We start from the raw sequence: 25,087 nt of genomic DNA, 5'->3' as shown, positions 1-25,087 counted from the left end.
TGTCTGCTGACAAATAGAAAAAGCCTTCAGAATCGGCTCTTAGCCAACTTTGAAGACCTAATACATCAGAAAACTTATAGTTTAAAGGTTGCTACACCGAGGATAGAACGATTTAAGTTTCGAAGAATTTGAAGACTTTGTTCAAATTTCTTATAACGAGTCACTCCGTATTCTTCAACAAGAAGGACTGTATCTCTTTCTAAAAGAGATGGTACATCTTGTAAATCTACAAAATGCATTCCTTTCAAAGCCTCTTGATTTTGTTTTAATTTATCCAGAATAGCTTTATTTGAGCTAACAATAGTCAATTCTTGTCCAGCATTTTTGTATGATAGAATATCTGCTAGATTAGCAATTGTTGTAATCTCTGTTACAAAATCAATTTGATACTGAGAAAAATCACCTGCTCTATTGATTGTTGGATTAAAGAGATAAATCAATACATTTCCCATCACAACCAAAATCACACAAACTACTCCAATAACAGCTAGACGAAGAATCAGATTCTTGACGTTTAATCCAAGCGCTGTCTCACCGTTTGCGTTCAATTCTTTAGAGTTGATGGTTTCCAATTTTTCAATTTTCACGTTTGCATAGGTATTTTTAAATTTATCAACCAGTGCATCAATTTTTTTCTCTAACAAGTCGTTGGCATCTTTACTTGGTGTCAAAATTTTCACACCAACCCCTGCATCGTCAATCATATAGTAGACGGTCAATTTTTTCCACCAATAGTCACTTGTAGAATTTTTCAAGGTTGTCTCTGTCGTATCCAATTCACTGGCAATTTTTCTCAACTCACTCGGTTCTACATCATTGAAAAGATAAGCTCCATTCAAATTCCCATCAATCAATTTTCCGTAGAAATCACTATAACCACCAATTTGATGATTCAAAATCGTTTTAGCTGAATCTTCTGGAGGGGTGATTTTATAGCTAATATAAGTTGAATAACTTGTTGTGTCTTTGACAGTATTTTTATTCTTAACTGCTTTAATTGTAAATGGTACAGCAATGAGAGCAAATAAAGCGATGAGAGCTAGGATATTTGCTTTTCGTTTTTTATAAAGATTTGCAAACAAATCAGCTACTGAATAATGTTCAAACATGATTTTTTTCTCCTTTGTTTAGTAGATACTGGTTCTCTTTTGTAAGCATTTTCGCTACGAATATAATCACAAGAACAATTCCCCAGAATTGCATTGTAAATAAATTGAAGAAACTTTCTGAAAAGCTACTTCTTGGCATAAAGAATAGATTATTCAAGATGAGTAGGGACAAGGCAAATAGGATTGTTCTTGAACGATAGGCTACTTGCAGCATGGCTATGAATAACATACCTAGCAAGAGACTAAGTAGAAAGACTCCTATCATACCATAGTCGGTATACAACTCCATAATATAGCTACTTCCGATACCATGTCCTTTCAAGTATTCCTTGTTCAAGACAAGATAGGATAGATTATGGGCATAACTATTACTATCAATAGCTAGTTCCACACTATTGGTTGTATGTTCAAAGGCTTTTCCTCCGAAAATGGCCCCTAAACTTCCCCTTGCAAAATAATCAATAACAGGACCAAAAGTAAAATTGCGTAAATCTCGGTAAGGGAGGCTACTGTTAAATAGAAAGCCTCTAGCCAAAACACCAAAACTGGTTCCTTGTTTATAGATAAAGTCAAGCAGGATATCCCAGAAACCTGTATGGGAAACCTGGACATTATCCCGTACATAATTGAGTATTCCCATCGCTAACATGAGAATAGGAGAACCTACAAAAATCGCTAACTTTTCTTTAAATCCAATCCATTTTCCCTTTTCTGTTTGCTCTCGCATAAAGTAATAAACAAAAGCGAATAGAATACTTAAAATAAAGGGATTTCGTGTCCCGATTGCCAAATGAATGGTATTAGCTGCAATAAAGGAGACAAGCACTGCTGTTGCCTGCAATTTCTTTGGCTTGGTTGCCAAATACATACACATTGCATAGACTGTAAATGTTGATAAGATATAGGTAAAATAAGGCAGTTTACTTTCAAAGTTTGCATAGTAGGCATAGTAGGAAGTCTGCAAGCGATACAGGAGTCGTTCAAATAAGCGAATGAAATAGAAAGGATAGGTTAGAAGAAAAACTCCTAGCGACACAAAGCGCAACCGCTTGATGTAAACCTCTTTTAGAGAACTTCCTATCTTGGGTACTTGTATTTTCTTTCTAGCTATAAAATAGCGAGCTAGGAGTCCTCCTGTGGTCAATCCCAATATCGAAACCATGACGACTATAAAGGCAAAGCGATAGGCTATGGGATGATAGGTATCCAAAGCACCATCCCTAAAGTAATCAATAGTCGGCCTTGATACCAGAAATACAAAAATAGTTAAAAAGAAAATAAAATGGATTAAGTAATACTTGATATCATTCCAACAAGCAATTAAGCTACTAACCAGTAAGAACAATAAAGTAGAAAGCAAGCTAACATTGTTATTATTAAATAGATACACAATTCCACTTACTAGCGTCAAGGCATAACTGACTATGGTCAAACTAAATAATAATCGTTTTCCATCAATCACTTGCTCACCCCCGTTCTAATGTAATTTTTTAGATTTTTCAATATTTTTTAGTAATAAGAATCGGTATAAGGAAATATTTATGAATAGAGCCAAAACACTAATTCTTCTCCCCTTACGGAAAATTGGATTCCTAGCAATAGCAAAGGCATGGCTTTTTAAAAAACGATGAATCTGGAAATAGGCTTCAAACTGTTTATACTGATCATCTAGCAACATCTTATCCAGAATAAAGAAGTGGGCATAGGCCAATCTGAAAAAAGCAACCTCTTTCAAGTCAGGATAGTTTTTCACAACTTCATTGTAAAACTTTTGATAGATATCAATATAGGCTAAATCCTTCTCTGCATAGGGTTTAGTCGTAATACTATCCCCTCTATGGAAATAGTAATAATAGGGTTTGGTATTAACAACGTACTTCTTAGCCAACTTGATTAAATCAAAATGATAATAAGCATCTTCGTAAATCAATCCCTTTGGAAAGGATAGGGCAGTTGCAATCTCTCTCTTGATTAGCTTATTGCAGATCGTTCCAGGTATTTTTTCACCTATGAGGTATTCCCTCAGAAATGTTTGAGAATCACAGACAAAATACTCATCCTGATTGGCTGACTGTGGACTTTCATCATTAGCATAGACATTCATGACACCACAGCTCGAAACATCCGCATCTTCTTGAATTAATTGCTCATATAAACTATGAATCATTTCTGGATGGATATAATCATCTGAGTCAATAAAAATCAGATAATCTCCGTGAGCCTGCTTCATTCCATCGTTTCGTGCTTGCGACAAACCTTCGTTCTTTTTATGAAGCACTGACACCCTATCATCTTGTTCAGCGATTGAATCACACAAGCGACCACTTTCATCCGTTGCTCCATCATCAACAAGAATGATTTCCAGATTTTGATAGGTCTGCTTCTGAATGGAAGCTATCGATTTTTCTAGGTATTGTGCCACATTATAGACTGGCACAATGACACTAATTAATGCAGTTTCCATGCTACTCCTCTAATAGTTTTTCTACTTGTTCGATTTGTTTGGCAATTGTGAATTGTTGAATGAATTGGCTAGCCTCGTTGACATCAAAATTTGAGGCAGAAGTCATGTAGTTCGTAATTGCCTGAGCTGCCTCTTGATTGCTCTCAATGATTTGTCCAAATCTTCCTTCTTGTGATAGTTCCTCAGCCCCTCCAACATCCGTAGAGACAAAAGGAAGTCCCAGACTCAAGGCCTCCACATACACTCCAGGAAAACCTTCTTGTTTAGACATAGACAAGAGAACTTTCGTCTGAGATAAATACTGATAAGGATTTTTTTGATAACCAAGGAAATGCACATAGTCTTCAAGCTCATACTCTTTGACACGTTTTTTCAGTTCCTCTTCCATATCCCCAGCCCCGATAAAATAGAGATGATAGTTTTTTCCCTCTTCGTGTAATAATCGTATCACTTCCACCACACGATCAGAACCCTTATTTTCCTCAATCCGTCCGATAGTACAGATACTTTGAGGCGCAATCTCGATATCGATCTTCTCTTGAGATTTTTCTAAAATAGTCTTAAAATCATATCCATTGTAGACCGTCTGTAATTTGGAAGCATAATCTGGATAGACTTCCTTGATAGAATTACTGGTCTTTTTTGAAATTCCTACAATGGTATCCGCAGCATCCAACTGGCGTCTATGTGATTCTCTTTTGGAGCTATCCTTAAGAAATTCTTCGATACTTCCATGAATCCAAGAGATTTTCTTGACTTCTTTTCTTTTAGAGAACAAAAGTGGAGGATTCATAATAGTAAAAGAAACTTCAACATCATAGTCATCTTTTACAAGTAAGCGACGGGTCAGTCTTGGAAAATAAATTCTCATTCTCCACAAAAGAGCTCGAATCCATCTGGCTTGGCGATAATCCTGAAGGGATTTTAAAATGCCTACATGCTTGGGAACAGATTCGTATCCCTTATCAAAATGTTCCATTTCAAGAATATCAATATCATACTTTTCTGGATCTAGATTTGAAACAATGGTAGATAGAATCTTCTCTGCGCCACCCCCGAGAGAAAAAGACCACATAAAAAATAATATTTTTTTCTTAGTCACCATATCCTCCCTTGTATTCTGTATAAGACTTATCCATATCAGCGATGACAGCATCATGATGTGGCACTTGCTTGTCTGCTGGTGGAGGTGTCATGTAGTCTCCAAAAGCAGTGCTTAGATAGGCATCATATCCAACTGGAATGGGCATCTCTGTCTCTTCAAATGGCAAGAAAAGATTATCCTCAAAAGATTCGATTAGGTACTTGTTTCTCATGTAACCAGGACCCGAGCATAATTCCGTGATTCCATCGCTCTCAGCTAGACCATACTTGGTCATTTCTTTTTCAGCTTTTTTCCAAATGCGATAACGGAGTGATTTTGGCGTCAAACCGAGTAAAATGCGACTTCCCCATTTCATAAGTGCGCCATGCTTTTCTGGAATAGTTTGCGCACAAAAGAGTGAATAAATCAAAGCCCAACGAACCTGCTTTTTCCGCTCAGCTGGATTTTTCGGATAATAATCCAAAGGTAAAACATCCAAGGCCAGACCATGTGGCAAATCCAAATCCTGCTGATAAGGTTTGATACAGGTGGTTTCCTTGTCACGAATGGTAATAAAAAGATTGCGGTCGACAAAATCCTTATTACTCTTTGACAAGAAATAACGCTCATCTGCATAACGAGGCCATAATTCTGCTAATTTTTCATAGTCCTTACGGGGCATAAAAAAGTCTAGGTCGTCGTCCCAAGGAATAAACCCCTTGTTTCGAAGGGCGCCAATAGCACCTCCTCCACAGAGATAACAAAGCAAATCATGTTCTTTACAAAAGGCCACAAAATATTCAGCCATCTCCAGACTTCGAGCCTGAATTGCTTTTAAATCAGTCATATTGTTCATTATTCTTTCTATCGTATCGTTCCATTATACCACAAATAAGGGATGAAAATCTATTGCAGACTGTAAAAAATCAAAGCCTGACTGCTAGATACATAGCCTTCAAACTTTGATTTTTCTATCTTATCTCATTCCCATTTGAGCAAGCTTGGTTTGATATTTATTTTGGTCTACTAAGAGTGCCTGTCCTCCATAGACATCATAGGCATCGACCCAATCACCTAGTTCTGGAACTGTTAATCTCTCAATGCCATTTTGTGCTCCATCTAGGAAGGATAAGCCATTGGTCAATAAGAAACTATAAGGAACATTCGTAGAGGTCATTCCAAAGACCTTACCGAGTGCTTCTGATCCAGTAAAGAGTTTAGTTGGATCCTTGAGTTGTTGCAGAACAGCTGTCAACACTTGCTGTTGTCTCTTGGTACGACCATAATCACCTTCGTCATCATCACGAAAACGTGCATAATTGAGCAAGGTTGAACCGTTCATCTGCTGTTTCCCAACTTTGATAGTCTGGGTTGGTGACTCTGTTTCCGTAGCATGTAAATCATCTCCGACTGTAGCTTCGGTTAAAGGTTGACCTTCTAAGGTTGAGAATTTGGCATCAATCGTCACACCATCAGGAAATAGAGTATCAATAGCAGTTGCGAAGGCCTGGAAGTCTACCAAAGCGTAGTACTTAATGTCCAAGTCAAAATTGTCTTTTAGGACTTTTCGAACCATTTCTGCCCCTTTTTGCCCCTCTTGTTCCCCCAACTCATAGGCCACATTCAACTTATTATCGGATTGCTTTCTACCGTTAATGACTTGGCTATAACCGTCTATATAAACCAAATTGTCACGCATAAAGCTGGCCAGCTTAATTTTTTTATCTGAGCCACCAACGTTTAGAACCATAATCGAGTCCGTTCTCGTCTCAGCACTGTTCTGGCCAATCCGTCCATCCGTCCCCATAATCAAAATATTGACCCCATCCTTGGTATCTTGACCATGAAAAACTTCTACTTGAGCTGCCTTAGCATTGGCAGGTTTGGTTGGATCCGCATTTGAATAACCTTTTAGGAACATAAAAATCATGCCAAAACCGACACAGGCTAGAAGAGCAAGCAATCCTGCAAAAATGCGCCCCCAACGAATCTTACGTTTCTTGGACTTAACCTTTGGAAGAGAATGGCTTTTCTGGTATTTTTTTGCACGACTACGGTTACCATAGGATGGAAGAGGAGACTGATTGACTGGTTCCATGAAAGACTCTTCCATATCGTGATTTTCATTATAAATTTCTGGAGAAACTTCACTACCACTAGCCATATTTAACTTACCTTGCAAGTAAGCAAACTCTTTTTTCTCTCGCTCATTGAGATAATGAATGTTCTTAAAGAGATAGTCATAACGCAACTGCTCATGATGACTTAAGGGATTTTCTTTACTCATCTTCTCTCCTTTCCATGGTCTGATATTGGATAAATAGGATAGGCGCCCAGTACTTTATACTGGATTCCAATCGCTTCTAATTCTTTTTGGGCAAAGTGAACCAAGTCCTTATCAGTATAGTCCACATCGATAATGAAAAAGTATTCGCCCAACGCTGTCTTGAGTGGACGACTTTCAATTTTTGTCAGGTCAATTCCTCTCCAAGCAAAGGTCGACAAGGCCTTATAAAGTGCACCTGGAAGGTTGTCCGGTAAGGTCAAGGCCAAACTCATTTTTTCAGTTTGTGCTTGCAAGGGAATACTAGGCTTTTCAGCTCCTAAAACCCAGAAACGTGTGAAATTGGCTTCCATTTCCTGAATATCCTCAGCAATTAATTCTAAGCCATATTCTTCAGCAGAACTTCTAGGTGCAATCGCTGCATAAGGTTGGTCTGGATGTTCGGAAATAAAACGGGCCGCATAAGCTGTACTAGCAGTCACCTCGATTTGGGCCTCTGGATATTGTTCATCGATGAATTTCTTTCCTTGAGCCAAGGCCTGTGGATGTGAAAAAATCTTTTCAATCTTAGTGTGACCTGGAACCACCATCAACTGCTGATGAATGGGCTGAACGATTTCTGCCACTGCTTGGATGCGAGCCTGATGAAAAAGGTAGTCCAAGGTTTCATGAACACTACCCTCGATAGAATTTTCAACTGGCACCACAGAATAGTCCACCAACCCTTGCTCATAGGCCTTGATGACATCTGTAATATTGGCAAAGGCCTGCAGTTCCTCATGAGGAAAAGCTGTCTGCACAACGTGGTGTGAAAATGATCCCTTGGGACCTAGATAAGCAATTTTCATCTCAGTTCCTCTATAATTTCCTCTGGACTTAGCTTGGTCACATCCAAAACCCGACTGGATACTTCCTCATACCAGGCCTGTCTTTCTTGGAAAATAGCTGCAAGTTCTTCCTTGCTATTATTTAGAAAAAGCGGACGCTGATTGTCCTTATCAGCTGCGATACGATGATAGAGGGTTTCAAAATCAGCTTTCAGATAGATATTATCAGAATTGGTCTTTAGTAAGTCACGATTTCTCTGAGAAATGACCACTCCACCGCCAGTTGACACAACTTGGTCTCTTTGTAGTAACTCAGCTAGGACTTCTGATTCTACCTGACGAAAGGCCGCTTCTCCCTTTTCAGCGAAGAATTCCGCAATGGACATACCTAAGCGTTTCTCTATCAGAGCATCCATATCGAGATAATCTGGATCCAAGCCTCTTGCAATAGTCGATTTGCCAGCCCCCATAAATCCGAGTAATACCTTAGCCATGAATCAAGCTCTCCAAATCATCAAAGAAGCTAGGATAGCTGGTATTGATGGCTTCAGCACGGTCAAGATCCACCTCTCCATCTGCAACCAAGAGGGCTGCAATGGCTGTCATCATTCCGATACGATGGTCTCCAAAAGTATTGACTCTAGCACCGTGAAGGGCTGATTTCCCTTTGATAATCATTCCATCTGCTGTAGGTGTGATATCCGCACCCATGCTATTTAAAGCGTCTGCCACAACCTGAATGCGGTCTGTTTCCTTAACCTTGAGTTCCTCAGCATCCTTAATAACTGTTACACCTTGAGCTTGGGTCGCCAGTAGAGCGATAACTGGCAATTCATCAATCAAGCGTGGAATCAAAGCTCCACCAATCTCTGTTCCTTTCAAGTCAGAAGATTCAACAGTCAAGGCAGCAGATTTAGCCACTGGGTCAATTTCAGTTACTTCCAATTTTCCACCCATGGCGCGAATGACATCGATGATACCTGTACGCGTTTCGTTAATACCCACATTCTTCAGCACTACACGAGAATTTGGAACAATCAAACCTGCGACTAGCCAAAAGGCTGCACTGGAAATATCTCCTGGAACAATCACCTTTTGTCCAGTCAGTTTTTGAGGCCCTTGGACTGTGATTTTCTTGCCATCCACACTTAAATGACCACCAAATTGTTGCAGCATATCTTCAGTATGATTACGGGTGCACTCTTTTTCGATAATAACAGACTCCCCCTGAGCCTGCAAGGCCGCAAACATCAAGGCTGACTTAACCTGGGCAGAGGCAATTGGCAACTCATAATGAATAGGTTTTAGGTTTTTCGTCCCTTTTAAATGAAGGGGAGGCAGGTCTCGCTCAGTTTGCCCTGAAATACTAACGCCCATTTGTTTCAGTGGAAGGGTCACGCGGTCCATAGGACGTTTGGAAAGACTATCATCGCCAAACATCTCTACTTCGAAGTCTGCACCTGCAAGGACACCTGAAATCAGGCGAATCGAGGTTCCAGAATTTCCCATATCAAGGGCATTTTGCGGCGCTTTTAAGCCGTCCATACCGACACCTTGAATAGTAATAACCTCATCTTTATCCTCAATCTCAACACCAAGGTCTCGAAAAACCTGCATAGTAGAAAGGACATCTTCACCCCGCAGTATATCATAAACCTTGGTCTCACCCTCAGCCAAACTTCCAAAAATAATGGAACGGTGGCTGATAGATTTGTCACCAGGGACGCGGATACTGCCCTGTAAGTGGCTAATGTTTGTTTTTAGTTTCATACTGGACCTCATACTTGCAATACTTTTACTTATTTTATCATAAAAAGCCAGAAATTCCTTAAAAATTTCTGACTTTATGATAGTTATTTCTTATTTTAGCAATTCTGAAACTGGTTCAAAAACAATTTTTTCAATGTCAGAAAGGTAAATTGCCAATTGTTGTTGCTTAGTAAAGAATTCTGACAAGAGGCTATTCCCCTGAATCTGCTTGCCAAAGCCTTCCATCTTAGCTTGGAAAGAAGCGTCTGGCATTTGACCTGTCTGAGCCAGTCTTTGAATTTCCTCTTGGAAAGCAACATATTCTGTAAAGATTTTGCTCGCCTCAGCATCTGCTGAAATCGCATCTTTAGCTGCTTTGACAGCCTTGTATTCTGGTAATTCGCGTAGGCCGCGACTGAGTTCGTTTGCACTATCGTAAATATTTGACATGATTTTCTCCTTATTTGATGACGACTGTGTAGTCGGTATTTTCTGTTATGAGATGCTCAGCTCGTTCCAAGTCTTGAGCATTTTTAAATGAAATTTGTAGAATCCCGTGAATATCTTCACGGTTTTCCTCATTAATGTGAATATTAACCAAGGAAGTTCCTCGTAGCAATTCCAAAATCCTCAAGATGACATCTTCTTCATCGGGAACGTCAACATAGAGGTCGTAAGAACTGTCCACTCCACCACGCTTATGGATTTCCATGGCCTGACGTTGCTCACGCGCTTGGTTGAAAAAATTCCAGATTTGCTCCTCATCTCCCTTGCTGATGGCCTTACCAACCTCATCCAAACGTTCCTTAAAATCCTCAATCCGCTCTAGGATAGTCTCACGATTGGACAAGAGAATGGAGCTCCACATACCTGGCTCGCTTTCTGCAATTCGGGTCATATCTCGAAAACCACCGGCCGCAAAGCGCCTTGCCATCTCATGCTCTTGAGCATAGACCGCGGTCTGTTCCATGAGACTGGAAGCCAGAATATGAGGAAAATGGCTAATCTGAGAAGTGACACGATCATGCTCCTTGGCATCAATCTCGATAAAACGGGCATGAAGACCTGAAAGCAAGTCCCTCATTTCCTCAATCGTATCCTGACCTGTCAGACTCGAAGGTGTAAAGATATAATAGGCATTTTCAAAAAGATTGACATCCGCAGAAGCAGCCCCTGTCTTATGACTACCAGCCATGGGATGGGCTCCGACAAAACGAACAGATTTGCCAGCCAAATACTGCTCCGCTGCATCCACAATGGCTGACTTGGTCGAACCAGCATCTGAAATAATGACGCCTTCTTTCAAATCCAAGTTAGCCAACTCATTAATGAAAGCAATAGTTTGTTTGATTGGCAAACTGAGAATAATGATATCTGCCAAAGGAGCAAAACTAGCAAAATCATCCGTTGCACGGTCAATCATGCCTTCTTTCAAGGCGATATCTCTCGAAGCTTGACTGCGATTATAACCTAAAATTTTATAATCTGGATGATCGCGTTTGATACCTAGGGCCATCGAGGCACCGATCAAACCAAGACCTGCGATATAGACTGTTTTTGCCATAGGAACTCCTTAATAGTTCTTTGTATAGTCTCGGTGTTTGGCCACTGCTTCTTTTAATTCCTCTAGATTGTCTGATGAGAATTTTTCAAGGATTTCTTGTGCCAGAACCGTTGCCACAACAGCTTCCATGACCACACCGGCTGCTGGAAGAGCGGTCGGATCACTTCTTTCAACAGTTGCCTTATAGGGTTCGTGGGTTTCGATATCCACACTCATAAGAGGCTTATAAAGAGTAGGAATGGGCTTCATGACGCCACGAACAACGATGGGTTGCCCATTGGTCATACCACCTTCAAAGCCCCCTAGATTGTTGGTACGGCGAGTATAGCCGTCTTCTTTAGACCAGAGAATTTCATCCATTACTTGGCTGCCTTTACGATAACCAGCTTCAAAGCCAAGACCAAATTCCACCCCTTTAAAGGCATTGATGGAAACAACTGCTTGAGCCAATCTTGCATCCAATTTTCTGTCCCATTGGACATAGGAACCCAGACCAACTGGAACACCTCCAACGACTGTTTCCACAACCCCACCGATGGTATCACCGTCACGTTTGATTTGGTCAATATAATCCTTGATTTCCTGTTCTCTTTCTTGGTTGACAATAGAAACTTCAGACTGGGCAGCTCTTTCTTTAATCTCAGAAACTGTGAGATTCTCAGGAACATCGATTTCCTTGCCACCAAAGACCACGACATGATTGGCAATCTCCATATCCAGCTCAGCCAATAGGCGTTTGGCTACTGCCCCAACTGCTACCCGCATGGTGGTTTCACGAGCTGATGAGCGCTCCAAAGAATTTCGCAAATCATCAAAACGGTACTTGATGCCCCCAACCAAGTCGGCATGACCTGGACGTGGATGGGTGATTTTTCGTTTGCTTTTAAGGCGGTCTTCAATGTCCTCCGCAGACATGATATCCAGCCATTTCTGATGGTCCTTATTGATAACATCCATGGTAATAGGCGCACCTGTCGTCTTCCCATGGCGAACACCCGAAGTAAAGATAACTTGGTCGCTCTCAATCTTCATACGACCACCGCGGCCGTATCCACCCTGACGACGTTTAAGGTCCTCATTGATATCCTCTGCTGTCAAAGGTAGTCCAGCTGGAATTCCTTCAATGATAGCCGTCAGACGGGGACCGTGTGATTCTCCTGCAGTTAAATATCTCATACACTCTCCTTATTTTACCAAGTAGTCTTTCATCTCTTCCAGAGAAACTGAGTGAATAGTCGCTGAACCAAGCTCTGGTACCAAGACCAATTTCAAGGTATTACCACGCGCTTTCTTATCATGAGTCAAAGCCTGATAAAGCTTGTCAACATCCCAGTTTTCATAATCAACAGGCAAGCCAAATTTCTGACACATCTCTGTAATAGACTGGGTTATTCCTTCTGGCATGAGGCCTTTTTCCTCAGCAACCTTGGAAATCTGTACCATGCCCATGGCCACAGCTTCTCCATGCATGACCCTGCCATAACCGGCAGTTGCTTCAATGGCATGGCCAATAGTGTGGCCAAAGTTGAGGTAAAGGCGTACACCATTGTCCAACTCATCCTCAACCACCATCTTGCGCTTGACCTGACAAGAATGTTCAATCAAGGTCTCTGCATGCTCCAAAATGCCCGAAGCAGAACCATCCAGCTCCGTCAAAATTTTCCACAGTTCTGGATCCTCAATCAAGCCATACTTGATAACCTCACCCATCCCTTCAATCAACTCTCTTTTTCCGAGCGTTTCAAGGACAAGTGGATCAATCAGAACCCCATCTGGTTGGGCAAAGGTACCCACCATATTCTTTGCAAATGGAGTGTTGACACCTGTCTTTCCACCGATAGACGAATCAACTTGAGCTGTCAAGCTAGTCGGTATCTGAACAAAATGAATACCCCGCATATAGGTAGAGGCTACAAAACCAGCCAGGTCCCCAACGACACCACCTCCTAGAGCAACGATCCCATCGCTACGAGTCAACCCCTGCTTAACTAGAAATTCATAGACTTTCTGAACAGTGGTTAAATTCTTTCTTTCTTCCCCTTCCAAAAAGTCAAAAACTGCTACCTGAAAACCAGCATCTTCTAGGCTGAGCTTGACCTTCTCTGCATAAAGAGAAGCTACATGGTTATCTGTCACAATGACTACCTTTTGTGGTTGCCAGAGTTCTCGCAACCATTGACCAGCCTGAGCCAGACAGCCTTTTTCAATCTGAATTTCATAAGGATGATGAGGAATATCGATTCTGATTTTCATAGGAGAATCTCCCTTTCTTTATTGGTATTTTTCTGTTAAGGACTGCCAAATCTCTTCTGTTGGCATTTCCTTTCCTGTCCACAGTTGAAAAGCTTCTGCAGCTTGATAGAGCAACATTCCCAGCCCATTGATCGCTGGATTGCCCTGACTTCTAACCCATTTTAAAAACGGCGTCTCAAAAGGTTGGTAAATGATATCTGCTACTAAGAGAGTTTCTGGTAAGACTATGTTTTCAGGAACTGGGGATGACTGTCCATCCATTCCCACACTGGTGGCATTAACCAGTAAATCAGACTCAGCAATCCTTGCTTGCAGTTCAGGAACACCTTCTAAAGCATACAAGTCCACTTTAAAGCCTGTTTGCTCCTGTAACTTGTCTAGATAAGGTCTTGTTTTTTCCATAGAAACTGAACGAACAAAGACCGAAATCTGACTGACGCCATCCAAAATAGCTTGCGCCAAGATAGACTTAGCCGCACCACCTGCACCCAGCAGGGTCATCTTTTTACCTGTAATTGTAAAAGAAGGCAAGCTCTTAAAAAATCCCTTGCCATCTGTATTATATCCAATTAAAGTTCCATTATCATTGACAACCGTATTGACCGCACCGATCAAGTGCGCTTCGTCACTCAGCTCATCCAAATATGGAATCACTTGCTCCTTATAGGGCATGGACAGGTTAATGCCAAACATCTGGTAGCGACGAATATTGGCCACTGTTTCTGCCAAGTCAGCTGCATCAATCTCCCAAGCTACATAAGCACCGTTAGTAGCTGTCACCTCAAAGGCACTATTGTGAATAAAGGGGGAAATAGAATGCTTAATAGGATTGGCAACAACGGCAGCTAAACGTGTATAGCCATCAAGCTTCATCCAAAATCTCCCGAATTTTTTTCATGTTAGCTAAGGAAATCTGACCTGGGGCACTTGCCTCATCTAGACTAGCAAAAGACCAGCTAGAACCTGTCACATCCGCAGTGATACGAGAGACCTTGCCCACCTTGCCCATAGAAATGGTCACATATTCCTGCTCAGGATTGAGGATTTTAAAGCCTCGTGTATAGTTCATCAAGTCTAGCACATCCTGCTCCGTGTGAGCCATCACCGCAACCTTAACAAGTTTTGGATTTAAGCTCGTCAACTCTGACAAGATTTCCATCATGTTTTCAGGTGTTTCTTGGAAATTATGGTAACTCAAAACGAGATTTGGGAAGTCCAGCATTTCCTCAAAAACATCCTTGTAGCTATAGTACTCAAAATCAATATAGTCTGGTTGATAGAGTTGTGCCACTTCCTTGATTAGATGGATATATTCTTCTGGAGAAAGGTCGATTTCTCCCCCTTCAGAGCGAGTTCGCAGAGTGAAAACCAACTCACGACCTGCAAATTTTTCAAAAATCGCTGGAGCTACCTGCAAAATCGCTTCTTTAGGCAGATAGTCGGCACGCCATTCAATGATGTCGGCATCCAGATACCTCGTGGCATCCAGAGCCTGAGCCTCCTCTAAACTTCTTGGCATTACTGAAACGATTAATTTCATTTACTAACCTTCATACTAATCACCTTGAGGTAATTACTACTTTCATCTTTTTTATTATAGGCAAAATCTGCTGGAAGACCGTATTTATTTAAAATCTGGTAACTTCTTCCTGCAAAGCCTTTATCAATTTGTTCTGTAAATTTCTGGCGGGATACATTGGCAGCATTGGTGCTGGCAATAATAATACCGCCCGGATTTAAAATCTCAAGACTTTGGGATATCAACTTATGATAATCCTTAGCCACAGAAAATGTTTGTTTTTTGTTCCGAGCAAAGCTAGGCGGATCTAGAACAATCACATCGTAAGTCAAGCCTTTTCGCTTAGCATACTTGAAATACTCAAAAACATCCATGACTATAAAACGATGGTCGTCTGTGCTGATTCCATTAGCCTGAAAATGAGCTTGAGACAATTCTCGTGAACGTTTAGCTAGGTCAACCGAAGTAGTCTGGCTTGCTCCTCCCATGGCCGCAGCCACTGAAAAGGCTGCTGTATAAGAAAACATATTGAGCAAGGATTTATCCATAGCCAAGCCATCCACTAGACTACCACGAACCTCGTGCTGATCTAGGAAAATCCCTGTCATCAAGCCATCATTCATAAAGACTTGATACAGAACACCATTTTCCAGAACAGTGAAAAAGTCAGGTGCTTCTTGACCATAAACATGGTCAGATTCATAGTCCAAACCCTTAAAGCGGATTTTCTCATAGGTCCCTAAAACCTCAGGAAAAACCTGTCTAAAGGCTTCTGAGATGGTCTGACGAATCTGATAAACATAAGAGTTATACCAAGAAAATACAGCATAGTCGCCATAAAGGTCCACTGTCAGGCCGCCAAAGCCATCTCCCTCTTGGTTGAAGAGACGAAAGGCAGTTGTCAATTCATCTTGATAGTAGGCACTTCTCTTTTCTTTAGCTTGTCTAAATAGTGCTTCAAAAAACGCTTGATTGAAGGCCACCTTGTCTGTACTCACAAACCAGCCCAAACCCTTGTTTTGCTGGGAAAGGTAGGCTGTCCCAAGAAAGTTCCCTTCTTGACTATGGACTTCTACTTCCTGATCCTTGAGATGAACATCTGCAAGATCACTCGCTTCTAGTAAAACTAGTCCCTTAGAAAGCTTTTTTTCAACCCGTTTGTTGACTCTTATTCTATTCATAGTCACTATTATAGCAAATTTTGTGACAATTCTCAAAAAAGAAACTACCCTTGCTTTTTTACTCTAGTTTTAAAAAATGGTATACTAATACTAATAAAAACTTAGGAAGTAATTGTGTGAGAATCAATTTTAGCAAAATCCAAAAAGCCATGGGTACCAGACTGGGTTTTGTCCTAACCCTTTTAATCCTTTATTGGCTCAAAACCTTATTAGCCTATACCGTTGACTTTAATTTAGATATTCAATTGGGCAAGCTGCAAGGAAATTACCTTGCCTTTATCGCCTTTTTCAACCCCCTTCCTTTGGGACTCCTCCTGCTGGCTCTAGCCCTCTATGCTCGGTCAACCAAGGTCTTTTACAGTCTTAGTATAGCTATTTACTGCCTTTTATTCATTTGGCTCTATTCTAATATTTTTTACTATCGAGAATTTAGTGACTTTATCACGGCCAATACCATGAAAGTGGTCAGCAAGGTATCTGTTGGTACTGCAGAACTAGAGTTACTACGCTTTTGGGATTTCATCTATTTTATGGATTTCCCATTGCTGGCTTATCTTCTCTATAAGAAGCTCATCCAGTTGGATAGGAGACCTTTCAAATTCCGCTCCAGTGTTGCCATCACTGCTCTCTCGGCCCTGCTCTTTTCAGCTAACCTTTTCTTGGCTGAAATTGAGCGTCCCGATCTCCTGTCACGAGGATTTTCTAATTATTATATTGTTCGTGCCCTTAGTTTGCCAGCCTTTTTAGGTTATAGTGCCAACCAATCCTATAGCGCCAACAAAGAACGTGCTAAGGCCTCTGAGACCGACCTTCAACCTATTACAGATTATATTCAAGAACATTCTGCTAAGCCCAATCCAGACTATTTTGGCCTTGCCAAAGGGAAAAATGTGATTTATCTCCACTTGGAGAGTTTTCAGCAGTTCCTATTGGACTATAAACTCAACATAGATGGAACTGAGCATGAAGTCACTCCCTTCCTAAATTCACTCTACCATTCGCAAGCAACCCTAGCCTTTTCTAATATCTTTAACCAAGTCAAGGCTGGTAAAACCTCAGATGCAGAAACCATGCTAGAAACTGGCTTGTTTGGACTTGACCAAGGTTCCTTTATGGTCAATTACGGTGGTACCAATACCCAGCAGGCAGCTCCTTTTATCCTATCAAAAAACGGCTATCAATCGAGTGCCGTCTTTCACGGTAATATCGGGACCTTCTGGAATCGAAATACGACCTATAAACAATGGGGCTACCAATACTTCTTTGATGCTTCCTATTTTACGAAGCAAGACAGTAGCAATTCTTTCCAATATGGTTTAAATGATAAAATCATGATGAAAGATTCTATTCAATATCTAGAGCATTTGCAGCAGCCTTTTTATGCCAAGTATATCACGGTGTCCAATCACTATCCTTATGCTAGCAATCTGACAGGCGATGAGCTTGGTTTCCCCTTGGCTAAAACCAAAGATGAAACCATCAATGGCTACTTCCAAACAGCCAACTATCTGGACAGTGCTATCAAGGCCTTCTTTGACTATCTCAAAGAAAGTGGCCTCTATGAAAAATCCATCCTCGTCATCTACGGAGACCATTATGGAATTTCTAACTCCCGCAATCCTGACCTGGCTCCCTTGATTGGCAAGACTTCTGAGAACTGGTCGAATTACGACAATGCCATGTTGCAACGAGTGCCTTTTATGGTGGTCATGCCTGGCTATGAAAAGGGACAAATCATCAATACCTACGGTGGACAAATCGATATCTTACCGACTCTCGAACACCTCCTTGGTATTGAGTCCAATTCCTTCCTTCAAGTCGGCCAAGACCTTCTGTCTCCAGATCATCAAGAAATCGTTGCCTTTCGGACTGCCAATTCCTTCGTCACACCTAAATATACCAGTTATGACGGACGAACCTACTATACTGAAAGCGGTCTTGAAATCAGCAATCTTGATGAACAAGCTCAGACTGAACTAGAAATTGTTCGTCAAGCAGCTAGTCAACAGCTAAAAATCAGCGATCAGATTCAAACTGGCGATTTGATACGTTTCTACCAAGCAGATCATCTTGGAAAAGTTGATACTGAAAACATTTCTTACCTCAATTCCTTACCAATTCTGCAAAAGATTGAGCAGGAAAAAGGTAGTCAATCAACCAGTCTCTTTAGCCAACGACAGGGTAAGACCAGTACTGACCTTTTCAAGGCACCAAGTTACCAAGAACTCCATCCCGAATCGGCAGAAACCGAATCAAAATCACAATAAAAGATGCTCTTCCGTTTTGGAGGAGCATTTCTTTTTAAAAATTTATCAAGCAAGTAACCAACTATCTCATCTTTTTTCTATTTCTGCCAATATGCGTGATAGGTAGTAATGATAGCCAAAAATAGCAAGAGCTAGCAAGAGGATAAGAACTCCTACTCCCAAGCTGATAGCAAGGATAGTGGAGAGAGACCGAACCAAGAACAAACTTGCTATGACTAAAATCATTAAGATAACACTATAAATTAAGAGTAAAACTATTGCTACTATACGATTTGAACGGTTCACCAGGTCCGTAATGTTACTCCAATTGGTTGACAAATTTTTCACGTCCTTAAGGTAATGGTGGCAAGAAAGGATGACACTGGCAAGGATCCAGACTACAAGAAGGTAAATCATCGAAAGGATGGGCAAGCCTAGATATAGAGAAAGGCCAAGTAAAGTCAGAACTGGTAAAAAAGACTGGACAGCAAATATAATCCAAAATTTCACTTTCACATAACGAGCAAAGTCAAAGGGTAAACTCTTAAGAAAATCAACATTTTCCCTCTCCAAGGACAAGGCAATTGAATGCAGGCTGGTGATATTGTTATTGACAACTGCTATAAAGAGAGCTATAAAAAACAAGGGTAACCAGTATGGAGGATGAATGTCTGGAACTATCTGAGAATCTCGAATTTTGGAAATCAGACCGATCATCATGAGATAAGGAAGAAAAGCACTTGTAAAAAGCACTGTAATCACGCCAGTTCCCTGTCCCAAGAGGGTGAGATGGTAGCGTAAAATCATACGGAAAAAGCCCTTTTTATTAGTAGTTGAAATTCTCTCCTTATTGCGACGTTCTTTCTTGACCTTCTCCTCACTGTTAAGCAGAATCACGTCATAAAAACGAGGAAAAACCTTCTTTTTGCTCAAGTAAAGCAGGAAGAGTGTTAGTCCTATCCAAGCGAGCAGACCCAGGATGGCTTCTGTCGAAAAAGGCTCCACTGCTATTTTGTAAAAGATATGAAGAGGATAAAGGAGAAATGGAATGTCTCTAACTTTGTCAACAATACTTCCAAAAGTCGACTGTAGAAAGAGGACAAATATTAAAGGTATGAGAACCCCTATACCAATCATCACATTCGAAAAAATAGACTGATACTTTCTGAAGACCCTAGTCTGAGCCAAGAAATGTACTGCCACTACCATCACTAAAGTAACAGAGACAAATAATAAGGCCAAGGACAGCAGCATCAAAGGCAAGCCCAGCCAAAGAGAAGGAGCTAGCCTAATATAGAGGACTAGAAAATAAGCTAGGATTGGTACAATTCCAGCTAGAGCTGGCAAGAGAACAGACAGTCCTTTAGCAATTATAATCTCTGATTCTTTAAAGGCATAGGGCCTATACGATGCCAAGTCCTTACTCTCATAAAAGACATTGTAAAATGCAGTGAAAGAAGTTGAAAAGGCAAGCACCAGTAAAATAGCAACCATGCTACTAAAAAAACTTGGCATTTCCTCAAAAGGAAAACGAAAGGCTATATTTATAAACATCAAAAGCATCAAGAGACTAGAAAAAATGTAAGAACTTAGGACTCTAGCGGAAACATTTACTTTTTTCCCAGGATTCTTAGCTTGCTTCTTTCGTAGATTAGCCAGATTAGCTTCTTGAGATGAATAGAGGATATTGATATCAACTAATTTTTTAATGACCTTGAGACGCATCTGAAACCTCCTCTTTTCTACCAGCAAGACTAAGGTAGATACTTTCCAAAGACTGATCTGGATGATCTTTCCTCAAGTTCTCGACGCTACCACAATAAATCAAATGTCCCTTTTTCAAAATGGCAATCCGATCACAGACTTGCTCAGCTACCTCTAGGACATGGGTTGAAAACAAGACTGTCTTGCCTTTTTGCGCATGTTCCTTCATCATTTGCTTCAAATCAAAGGCGGCCTGGGGATCCAAACCAGTCAAGGGTTCGTCCAAAACCCAAATATCGGGATCAGACAAGAGTGCTCCGATGACAAAGACTTTCTGACGCATTCCGTGAGAAAGGGTTTCAATAACCTGATAGCGATTTTCAGTAAAATCAAAAACACTCAATAGCCTAGCTAGACTAGTCTCCAAGTCAGAGCTAGTCAGATCATAGGATGAGGCGATCAATTCCCAAAATTCATTGGCCGTTAAGCGTAAAAATAAGTCAGGCGAGTCTGCTACGTAGCCAATCTTTCGTTTGATCGCCAAGCGATTTTCCGATAACTCCTGACCATCTACCAAAATACGACCACTGCTGGGTGAAATGATACTGACTAGGGATTTTATGGTGGTCGATTTTCCAGCCCCATTATGGCCAATCAAGCCCATAATCTCCCCATTTTCAATCTGCAAATTGAGATTGCTCAAAGCCTCTTTATCACCATACAACTTACTAACATTTTGAAATTCAATCATGGGATGACTCCTATCTTTATCTATATTACATACTATTATACTAGCACTTTGATACAAAAAAATCAATACTTTATTTTAAGTAGTTAAAATAGTTTCCTTCTATCTTATGCAAACGTTGGCGCTAACCAATACTTTATGATAGAATAAAGAACAAGATTGACAAGTAAGAGGAAACATCATGCAAAATCAAACACTCATGCAATACTTTGAATGGTATCTGCCCCACGACGGTCAGCACTGGACACGTCTAGCTGAAGATGCTCCACACCTAGCTCATCTGGGGATTAGCCACGTCTGGATGCCACCAGCTTTTAAGGCAACCAATGAAAAAGATGTCGGCTATGGGGTCTATGACTTATTCGACCTAGGAGAGTTTAACCAAAAAGGTACTATCCGCACCAAGTATGGTTTCAAAGAAGACTATCTTCAAGCTATTCAAACCCTAAAAGCACAGGGAATCCAGCCTATGGCCGATGTGGTACTCAATCACAAGGCTGCAGCCGATCACATGGAAGCCTTTCAGGTTATTGAAGTGGATCCTGTAGACCGTACAGTTGAACTTGGAGAACCCTTCACCATCAATGGCTGGACTAGCTTTACCTTCGATGGTCGCCAAGATACCTACAATGACTTCCACTGGCACTGGTACCACTTCACAGGTACAGACTACGATGCCAAACGCCGTAAGTCTGGGATTTATCTGATCCAAGGGGACAACAAGGGTTGGGCAAATGAGGAATTGGTCGATAATGAAAACGGTAACTATGACTACCTCATGTATGCCGACCTAGACTTTAAACATCCTGAAGTCATCCAAAATATCTATGACTGGGCTGACTGGTTCATGGAAACGACTGGTGTAGCTGGTTTCCGCTTGGATGCCGTTAAACACATTGACTCTTTCTTCATGAGCAATTTTATCCGTGATATGAAGGAAAAATACGGTGAGGATTTCTATGTTTTTGGTGAATTCTGGAATCCTGACAAGGAAGCCAATCTAGACTATCTTGAAAAAACGGAAGAACGCTTCGACCTTGTTGATGTTCGTCTCCACCAGAATCTCTTTGACGCCAGTCAAGCTGGCGCAAACTATGACCTTCGTGGTATTTTCACAGATAGCTTGGTTGAACTCAAACCTTACAAGGCTGTAACCTTTGTCGACAACCACGATACCCAACGTGGTCAGGCTCTTGAGTCTACCGTTGAAGAATGGTTCAAACCAGCAGCCTATGCCCTCATTCTATTACGCCAAGACGGCCTTCCATGTGTCTTTTACGGAGACTACTATGGGATTTCAGGGCAGTATGCTCAACAAGATTTCAAAGAAGTCCTTGACCGCCTCCTAGCCATCCGAAAAGATTTGGCCTATGGAGAACAAAATGACTACTTTGATGATCCTAACTGTATCGGTTGGGTACGTTCAAGTGCTGAAGATCAATCCCCAATTGCAGTCTTGATTTCAAATGACCAAGAAAACAGCAAATCAATGTTTGTCGGTCAAGAATGGGCTAACCAAACCTTTGTAGATTTACTTGAAAACCACCAAGGTCAAATTACAATTGATGAGGAAGGTTATGGACAATTCCCAGTCTCAGCTGCTTCGGTAAGTGTCTGGGCAGCCAATACTATTTAATAGTTCATAATATTCAAGCCAGATCCAAACGGATTTGGCTTTTTTGCATTCACAAAAAGACCTACCCAAATGGATAGATCTTTATTTTCTTACAATTTACCTGCTACTTCATCCAACAATTCTTGGATTTTCGCTTGATTGCTTCCTCCTGCCATGGCCATGTCTGGTTTTCCACCACCACGTCCATCGACGATTGGTGCCAATTCTTTGACAAGGTTTCCTGCATGAAGATCTTTTGTCTTGCTTGCTACAAGGACATTGACTTTGTCACCGATAGCAGCAACTAGGACAAGAAGATCAGAGTAGTCTTTTTGTTTCCAGTTATCCGCAAAAGTACGAAGGGCACCAGCATCAGATACAGACACTTGGCTAGCAATGTAACGGTGACCATTGACTTCCTTAACATCCTTGAAGATATCGCCTGCTGCAGCTGCTGCGGCTTTTTCTTTCAACTCAGCATTTTCTTTTTGAAGTTGACGAAGTTGTTCTTGAAGTCCTTCTACCTTGTGAGGTACTTCCTTGACTTGAGGTGCTTTCAATGTTGCTGCGACTGCTTTAAGAGCATCTTCTTGTTCACGGTAGGCATCAAAGGCTTCCTTACCAGTCACTGCCAAGATACGGCGAGTTCCTGATCCGATCCCTTCTTCTTTGACAATCTTGAAAAGACCAATTTCAGAAGTGTTGCCAACGTGGGTACCACCACAAAGCTCGATAGAGTAGTCACCGATAGTAACAACACGGACTTCTTTGCCGTATTTCTCACCAAAGAGGGCCATAGCTCCCATTTCTTTAGCAGTGTCAATATCCGTTTCAACTGTCTTCACTTCAAGAGCTTCCCAGATTTTCTCGTTGACTTGCTGTTCAATGGCACGCAATTCTTCAGCAGTCACAGCTTGGAAATGGGTAAAGTCAAATCGAAGGAATTCAACTTCGTTAAGAGATCCTGCTTGTGTTGCATGGTTTCCAAGGATATTATGAAGTGCAGCGTGAAGCAAGTGAGTCGCAGTGTGGTTTTTCATAACACGGTGACGACGATTTGTATCAATTGCCAAGGTATATTCTTGGTTCAAAGCAAGCGGTGCAAGAACTTCAACCGTGTGAAGGGCTTGTCCATTCGGAGCTTTTTGAACATTGGTCACAGTAGCCACAACCTTACCTGACTCATCCAAGATTTGTCCGTGGTCAGCGACCTGTCCACCCATTTCAGCGTAGAATGGCGTTTCCGCAAAGATAAGTGAGGCAGTTCCTTCAGATACAGCTTCTACTTCTGCATTGTCAGCCACGATAGCCACCAATTTAGAAGACAATTGTGATGCTTCATAGTTAAAGCGGCTTTCTACTGTGATGTTTTGAAGGGTTTCATTTTGCATACCCATTGAGCCACCTTTAACAGCTGATGCACGCGCGCGTTCTTGCTGTTCTTTCATGGCTGCTTCAAATCCTTCACGGTCTACAGTCATACCAGCTTCTTCAGCGATTTCTTCTGTCAATTCCACTGGGAATCCGTAAGTGTCGTAAAGTTTGAATACATCTTGACCAGCAATGACAGATTGTCCTTTTTCTTTCAAGTCTGCTACGATGCCTTGGGCAAAGTGTTGACCTGAGTGAAGGGTACGGGCAAATGACTCTTCCTCGCTCTTAACAATTTTCTCAATAAAGTCACGTTTCTCAAGCACTTCTGGGTAGTAGCTTTCCATAATTTTTCCAACAGTTGGAACGAGTTTGTAAAGGAAAGGCTCATTGATACCCAATTTTTGACCATGCATAGAGGCACGGCGGAGAAGACGACGGAGGACATAACCACGACCTTCATTTCCAGGAAGGGCACCATCACCAATGGCAAATGAAAGTGAACGGATGTGGTCAGCGATGACCTTAAAGCTCATGTTGTCACCATCTTGGTCATAAACCTTACCAGACAATTTCTCAACTTCACGAATGATTGGCATGAAGAGGTCTGTTTCAAAGTTTGTCTTAGCCCCTTGGATAACTGCCACCAAACGCTCCAAACCAGCGCCCGTATCGATGTTCTTGTGTGGCAATTCCTTGTATTCGCTACGAGGAACAGCAGGGTCTGCGTTAAATTGTGACAAAACGATGTTCCAGATTTCGATATAACGGTCGTTTTCAATATCTTCTGCAAGCAGGCGAAGTCCGATATTTTCTGGATCAAAAGCTTCTCCACGGTCAAAGAAAATCTCTGTATCTGGTCCAGAAGGTCCCGCACCAATTTCCCAGAAGTTATCTTCGATTGGAATCAAGTGACTTGGATCCACTCCCACTTCAATCCAGCGGTTGTAAGAATCTTTATCATCTGGATAGTAAGTCATGTAAAGTTTTTCAGCAGGGAAATCAAACCACTCAGGGCTTGTCAAAAGCTCATAAGCCCAAGTGATGGCTTCGTCACGAAAGTAATCCCCGATAGAGAAGTTCCCCAACATTTCAAACATGGTATGGTGACGTGCAGTCTTCCCTACGTTTTCGATGTCGTTGGTACGGATGGCCTTTTGGGCATTGGTAATACGTGGATTTTCAGGGATAATAGTTCCGTCAAAGTATTTCTTAAGGGTTGCTACCCCAGAGTTGATCCACAAAAGAGTTGGATCATTTACAGGAACCAAGCTCACTGATGGTTCTACTGAGTGACCTTTGGTCGCCCAGAAATCAAGCCACATTTGGCGTACTTGTGCACTAGATAGTTGTTTCATATTGTCTCCTT

21 protein-coding genes are annotated in these 25,087 nt (G+C 41.3%); 2 read left to right on the top strand and 19 right to left on the bottom strand.

Annotation, left to right across the window (positions count from 1 at the left end; all coding sequences use genetic code 11):
- Positions 1-74: 74 nt before the first annotated feature.
- The 16 genes from tarQ to N8L39_RS00155 all read right to left on the bottom strand — a co-directional run bounded on the left by tarQ (position 75) and on the right by N8L39_RS00155 (position 16,034).
- Positions 75-1,109 (bottom strand): teichoic acid biosynthesis protein TarQ, encoded by a 1,035-nt coding sequence (gene tarQ / locus N8L39_RS00230; RefSeq protein ID WP_261010060.1) that lies wholly within the window; start codon positions 1,107-1,109, stop codon positions 75-77.
- Positions 1,102-2,571 (bottom strand): O-antigen polysaccharide polymerase Wzy family protein, encoded by a 1,470-nt coding sequence (locus tag N8L39_RS00225; protein WP_261010061.1) that lies wholly within the window; start codon positions 2,569-2,571, stop codon positions 1,102-1,104. The genes tarQ and N8L39_RS00225 overlap by 8 nt, the downstream gene beginning before the upstream one ends.
- 15 nt (positions 2,572-2,586) lie before the next feature.
- A complete protein-coding gene (locus tag N8L39_RS00220; protein ID WP_261010062.1) occupies positions 2,587-3,573 on the bottom strand; it encodes a glycosyltransferase family 2 protein in 987 nt (328 codons plus the stop codon).
- A 1-nt stretch (position 3,574) separates the two neighbouring features.
- Entirely contained in the window at positions 3,575-4,678 is a 1,104-nt protein-coding gene (locus tag N8L39_RS00215) for a glycosyltransferase (protein WP_261010063.1), read from the bottom strand.
- Entirely contained in the window at positions 4,668-5,513 is an 846-nt protein-coding gene (locus tag N8L39_RS00210) for a LicD family protein (RefSeq protein ID WP_261010064.1), read from the bottom strand. The genes N8L39_RS00215 and N8L39_RS00210 overlap by 11 nt, the downstream gene beginning before the upstream one ends.
- A gap of 120 nt (positions 5,514-5,633) precedes the next feature.
- Positions 5,634-6,944 (bottom strand): LCP family protein, encoded by a 1,311-nt coding sequence (locus N8L39_RS00205; RefSeq protein ID WP_261010065.1) that lies wholly within the window; start codon positions 6,942-6,944, stop codon positions 5,634-5,636.
- A complete protein-coding gene (gene pheA, locus N8L39_RS00200) occupies positions 6,941-7,789 on the bottom strand; it encodes a prephenate dehydratase (protein ID WP_261010066.1) in 849 nt (282 codons plus the stop codon). The genes N8L39_RS00205 and pheA overlap by 4 nt, the downstream gene beginning before the upstream one ends.
- Entirely contained in the window at positions 7,786-8,262 is a 477-nt protein-coding gene (locus N8L39_RS00195) for a shikimate kinase (protein WP_261010067.1), read from the bottom strand. Before N8L39_RS00195 ends, pheA begins: the two co-directional genes overlap by 4 nt.
- The gene (gene aroA / locus N8L39_RS00190) at positions 8,255-9,538 is read right to left on the bottom strand and encodes a 3-phosphoshikimate 1-carboxyvinyltransferase (protein ID WP_261010068.1); all 1,284 of its coding nucleotides are present in this window, start codon (positions 9,536-9,538) and stop codon (positions 8,255-8,257) included. Before aroA ends, N8L39_RS00195 begins: the two co-directional genes overlap by 8 nt.
- Before the next feature lie 90 nt (positions 9,539-9,628).
- Positions 9,629-9,967, bottom strand: coding sequence for a YlbF/YmcA family competence regulator (locus N8L39_RS00185; RefSeq protein ID WP_000065980.1), 339 nt, complete (start codon positions 9,965-9,967; stop codon positions 9,629-9,631).
- A 10-nt stretch (positions 9,968-9,977) separates the two neighbouring features.
- Positions 9,978-11,081, bottom strand: a complete 1,104-nt coding sequence (locus tag N8L39_RS00180; protein ID WP_261010069.1) for a prephenate dehydrogenase — start codon at positions 11,079-11,081, stop codon at positions 9,978-9,980.
- 9 nt (positions 11,082-11,090) lie between these two features.
- Positions 11,091-12,257 carry a chorismate synthase gene (gene aroC, locus N8L39_RS00175; RefSeq protein ID WP_261010070.1) on the bottom strand — a complete coding sequence of 389 codons (1,167 nt, stop codon included), beginning with the start codon at positions 12,255-12,257 and terminating at the stop codon, positions 11,091-11,093.
- 9 nt (positions 12,258-12,266) lie between these two features.
- Complete coding sequence (gene aroB / locus N8L39_RS00170; protein WP_261010071.1) at positions 12,267-13,334, bottom strand: 3-dehydroquinate synthase; 1,068 nt, start codon at positions 13,332-13,334, stop codon at positions 12,267-12,269.
- An 18-nt stretch (positions 13,335-13,352) separates the two neighbouring features.
- On the bottom strand, positions 13,353-14,207 hold the full coding sequence (locus N8L39_RS00165; protein ID WP_261010072.1) for a shikimate dehydrogenase: 855 nt from the start codon (positions 14,205-14,207) through the stop codon (positions 13,353-13,355).
- Positions 14,197-14,874, bottom strand: coding sequence for a type I 3-dehydroquinate dehydratase (gene aroD, locus N8L39_RS00160; protein WP_000767764.1), 678 nt, complete (start codon positions 14,872-14,874; stop codon positions 14,197-14,199). Before aroD ends, N8L39_RS00165 begins: the two co-directional genes overlap by 11 nt.
- Positions 14,871-16,034 (bottom strand): class I SAM-dependent rRNA methyltransferase, encoded by a 1,164-nt coding sequence (locus N8L39_RS00155; protein ID WP_261010073.1) that lies wholly within the window; start codon positions 16,032-16,034, stop codon positions 14,871-14,873. Before N8L39_RS00155 ends, aroD begins: the two co-directional genes overlap by 4 nt.
- Positions 16,035-16,183: 149 nt before the next feature.
- Between N8L39_RS00155 and N8L39_RS00150 the strand changes: the two genes are divergently transcribed.
- Positions 16,184-18,301, top strand: a complete 2,118-nt coding sequence (locus N8L39_RS00150) for an LTA synthase family protein (protein ID WP_261010101.1) — start codon at positions 16,184-16,186, stop codon at positions 18,299-18,301.
- Between the two features lie 66 nt (positions 18,302-18,367).
- On the opposite strand, the gene N8L39_RS00145 is transcribed toward N8L39_RS00150, so the two are convergent.
- Positions 18,368-20,005: a hypothetical protein gene (locus tag N8L39_RS00145; RefSeq protein ID WP_261010074.1), complete on the bottom strand. Its 1,638-nt coding sequence runs from the start codon at positions 20,003-20,005 to the stop codon at positions 18,368-18,370.
- Positions 19,986-20,735, bottom strand: a complete 750-nt coding sequence (locus N8L39_RS00140) for an ABC transporter ATP-binding protein (RefSeq protein WP_261010075.1) — start codon at positions 20,733-20,735, stop codon at positions 19,986-19,988. Before N8L39_RS00140 ends, N8L39_RS00145 begins: the two co-directional genes overlap by 20 nt.
- Positions 20,736-20,913: 178 nt before the next feature.
- Here N8L39_RS00140 and N8L39_RS00135 point away from each other — a divergent pair, with 178 nt between their 5' ends.
- On the top strand, positions 20,914-22,368 hold the full coding sequence (locus N8L39_RS00135; protein WP_261010076.1) for an alpha-amylase: 1,455 nt from the start codon (positions 20,914-20,916) through the stop codon (positions 22,366-22,368).
- An 89-nt stretch (positions 22,369-22,457) separates the two neighbouring features.
- Here the strand turns inward: N8L39_RS00135 and alaS are convergent, their stop codons facing one another.
- Positions 22,458-25,076 (bottom strand): alanine--tRNA ligase, encoded by a 2,619-nt coding sequence (alaS, locus tag N8L39_RS00130; RefSeq protein ID WP_261010077.1) that lies wholly within the window; start codon positions 25,074-25,076, stop codon positions 22,458-22,460.
- Positions 25,077-25,087 lie beyond the last annotated feature (11 nt).

The organism is Streptococcus mitis, assembly GCF_946190285.1.
Lineage (GTDB): Bacteria > Bacillota > Bacilli > Lactobacillales > Streptococcaceae > Streptococcus > Streptococcus mitis_CP.
This window is presented reverse-complemented; position numbering and strand designations above follow the sequence as displayed.

Coding starts and splice junctions, on each gene's coding strand:
- tarQ (WP_261010060.1), bottom strand. CDS start 1,109: ATGTTTGAACATTATTCAGTAGCTGATTTGTTTGCAAATCTTTATAAA.
- N8L39_RS00220 (WP_261010062.1), bottom strand. CDS start 3,573: ATGGAAACTGCATTAATTAGTGTCATTGTGCCAGTCTATAATGTGGCA.
- N8L39_RS00215 (WP_261010063.1), bottom strand. CDS start 4,678: ATGGTGACTAAGAAAAAAATATTATTTTTTATGTGGTCTTTTTCTCTC.
- N8L39_RS00210 (WP_261010064.1), bottom strand. CDS start 5,513: ATGAACAATATGACTGATTTAAAAGCAATTCAGGCTCGAAGTCTGGAG.
- N8L39_RS00205 (WP_261010065.1), bottom strand. CDS start 6,944: ATGAGTAAAGAAAATCCCTTAAGTCATCATGAGCAGTTGCGTTATGAC.
- pheA (WP_261010066.1), bottom strand. CDS start 7,789: ATGAAAATTGCTTATCTAGGTCCCAAGGGATCATTTTCACACCACGTT.
- N8L39_RS00195 (WP_261010067.1), bottom strand. CDS start 8,262: ATGGCTAAGGTATTACTCGGATTTATGGGGGCTGGCAAATCGACTATT.
- aroA (WP_261010068.1), bottom strand. CDS start 9,538: ATGAAACTAAAAACAAACATTAGCCACTTACAGGGCAGTATCCGCGTC.
- N8L39_RS00185 (WP_000065980.1), bottom strand. CDS start 9,967: ATGTCAAATATTTACGATAGTGCAAACGAACTCAGTCGCGGCCTACGC.
- N8L39_RS00180 (WP_261010069.1), bottom strand. CDS start 11,081: ATGGCAAAAACAGTCTATATCGCAGGTCTTGGTTTGATCGGTGCCTCG.
- aroC (WP_261010070.1), bottom strand. CDS start 12,257: ATGAGATATTTAACTGCAGGAGAATCACACGGTCCCCGTCTGACGGCT.
- aroB (WP_261010071.1), bottom strand. CDS start 13,334: ATGAAAATCAGAATCGATATTCCTCATCATCCTTATGAAATTCAGATT.
- N8L39_RS00165 (WP_261010072.1), bottom strand. CDS start 14,207: ATGAAGCTTGATGGCTATACACGTTTAGCTGCCGTTGTTGCCAATCCT.
- aroD (WP_000767764.1), bottom strand. CDS start 14,874: ATGAAATTAATCGTTTCAGTAATGCCAAGAAGTTTAGAGGAGGCTCAG.
- N8L39_RS00155 (WP_261010073.1), bottom strand. CDS start 16,034: ATGAATAGAATAAGAGTCAACAAACGGGTTGAAAAAAAGCTTTCTAAG.
- N8L39_RS00150 (WP_261010101.1), top strand. CDS start 16,184: ATGGGTACCAGACTGGGTTTTGTCCTAACCCTTTTAATCCTTTATTGG.
- N8L39_RS00145 (WP_261010074.1), bottom strand. CDS start 20,005: ATGCGTCTCAAGGTCATTAAAAAATTAGTTGATATCAATATCCTCTAT.
- N8L39_RS00140 (WP_261010075.1), bottom strand. CDS start 20,735: ATGATTGAATTTCAAAATGTTAGTAAGTTGTATGGTGATAAAGAGGCT.
- N8L39_RS00135 (WP_261010076.1), top strand. CDS start 20,914: ATGCAAAATCAAACACTCATGCAATACTTTGAATGGTATCTGCCCCAC.
- alaS (WP_261010077.1), bottom strand. CDS start 25,076: ATGAAACAACTATCTAGTGCACAAGTACGCCAAATGTGGCTTGATTTC.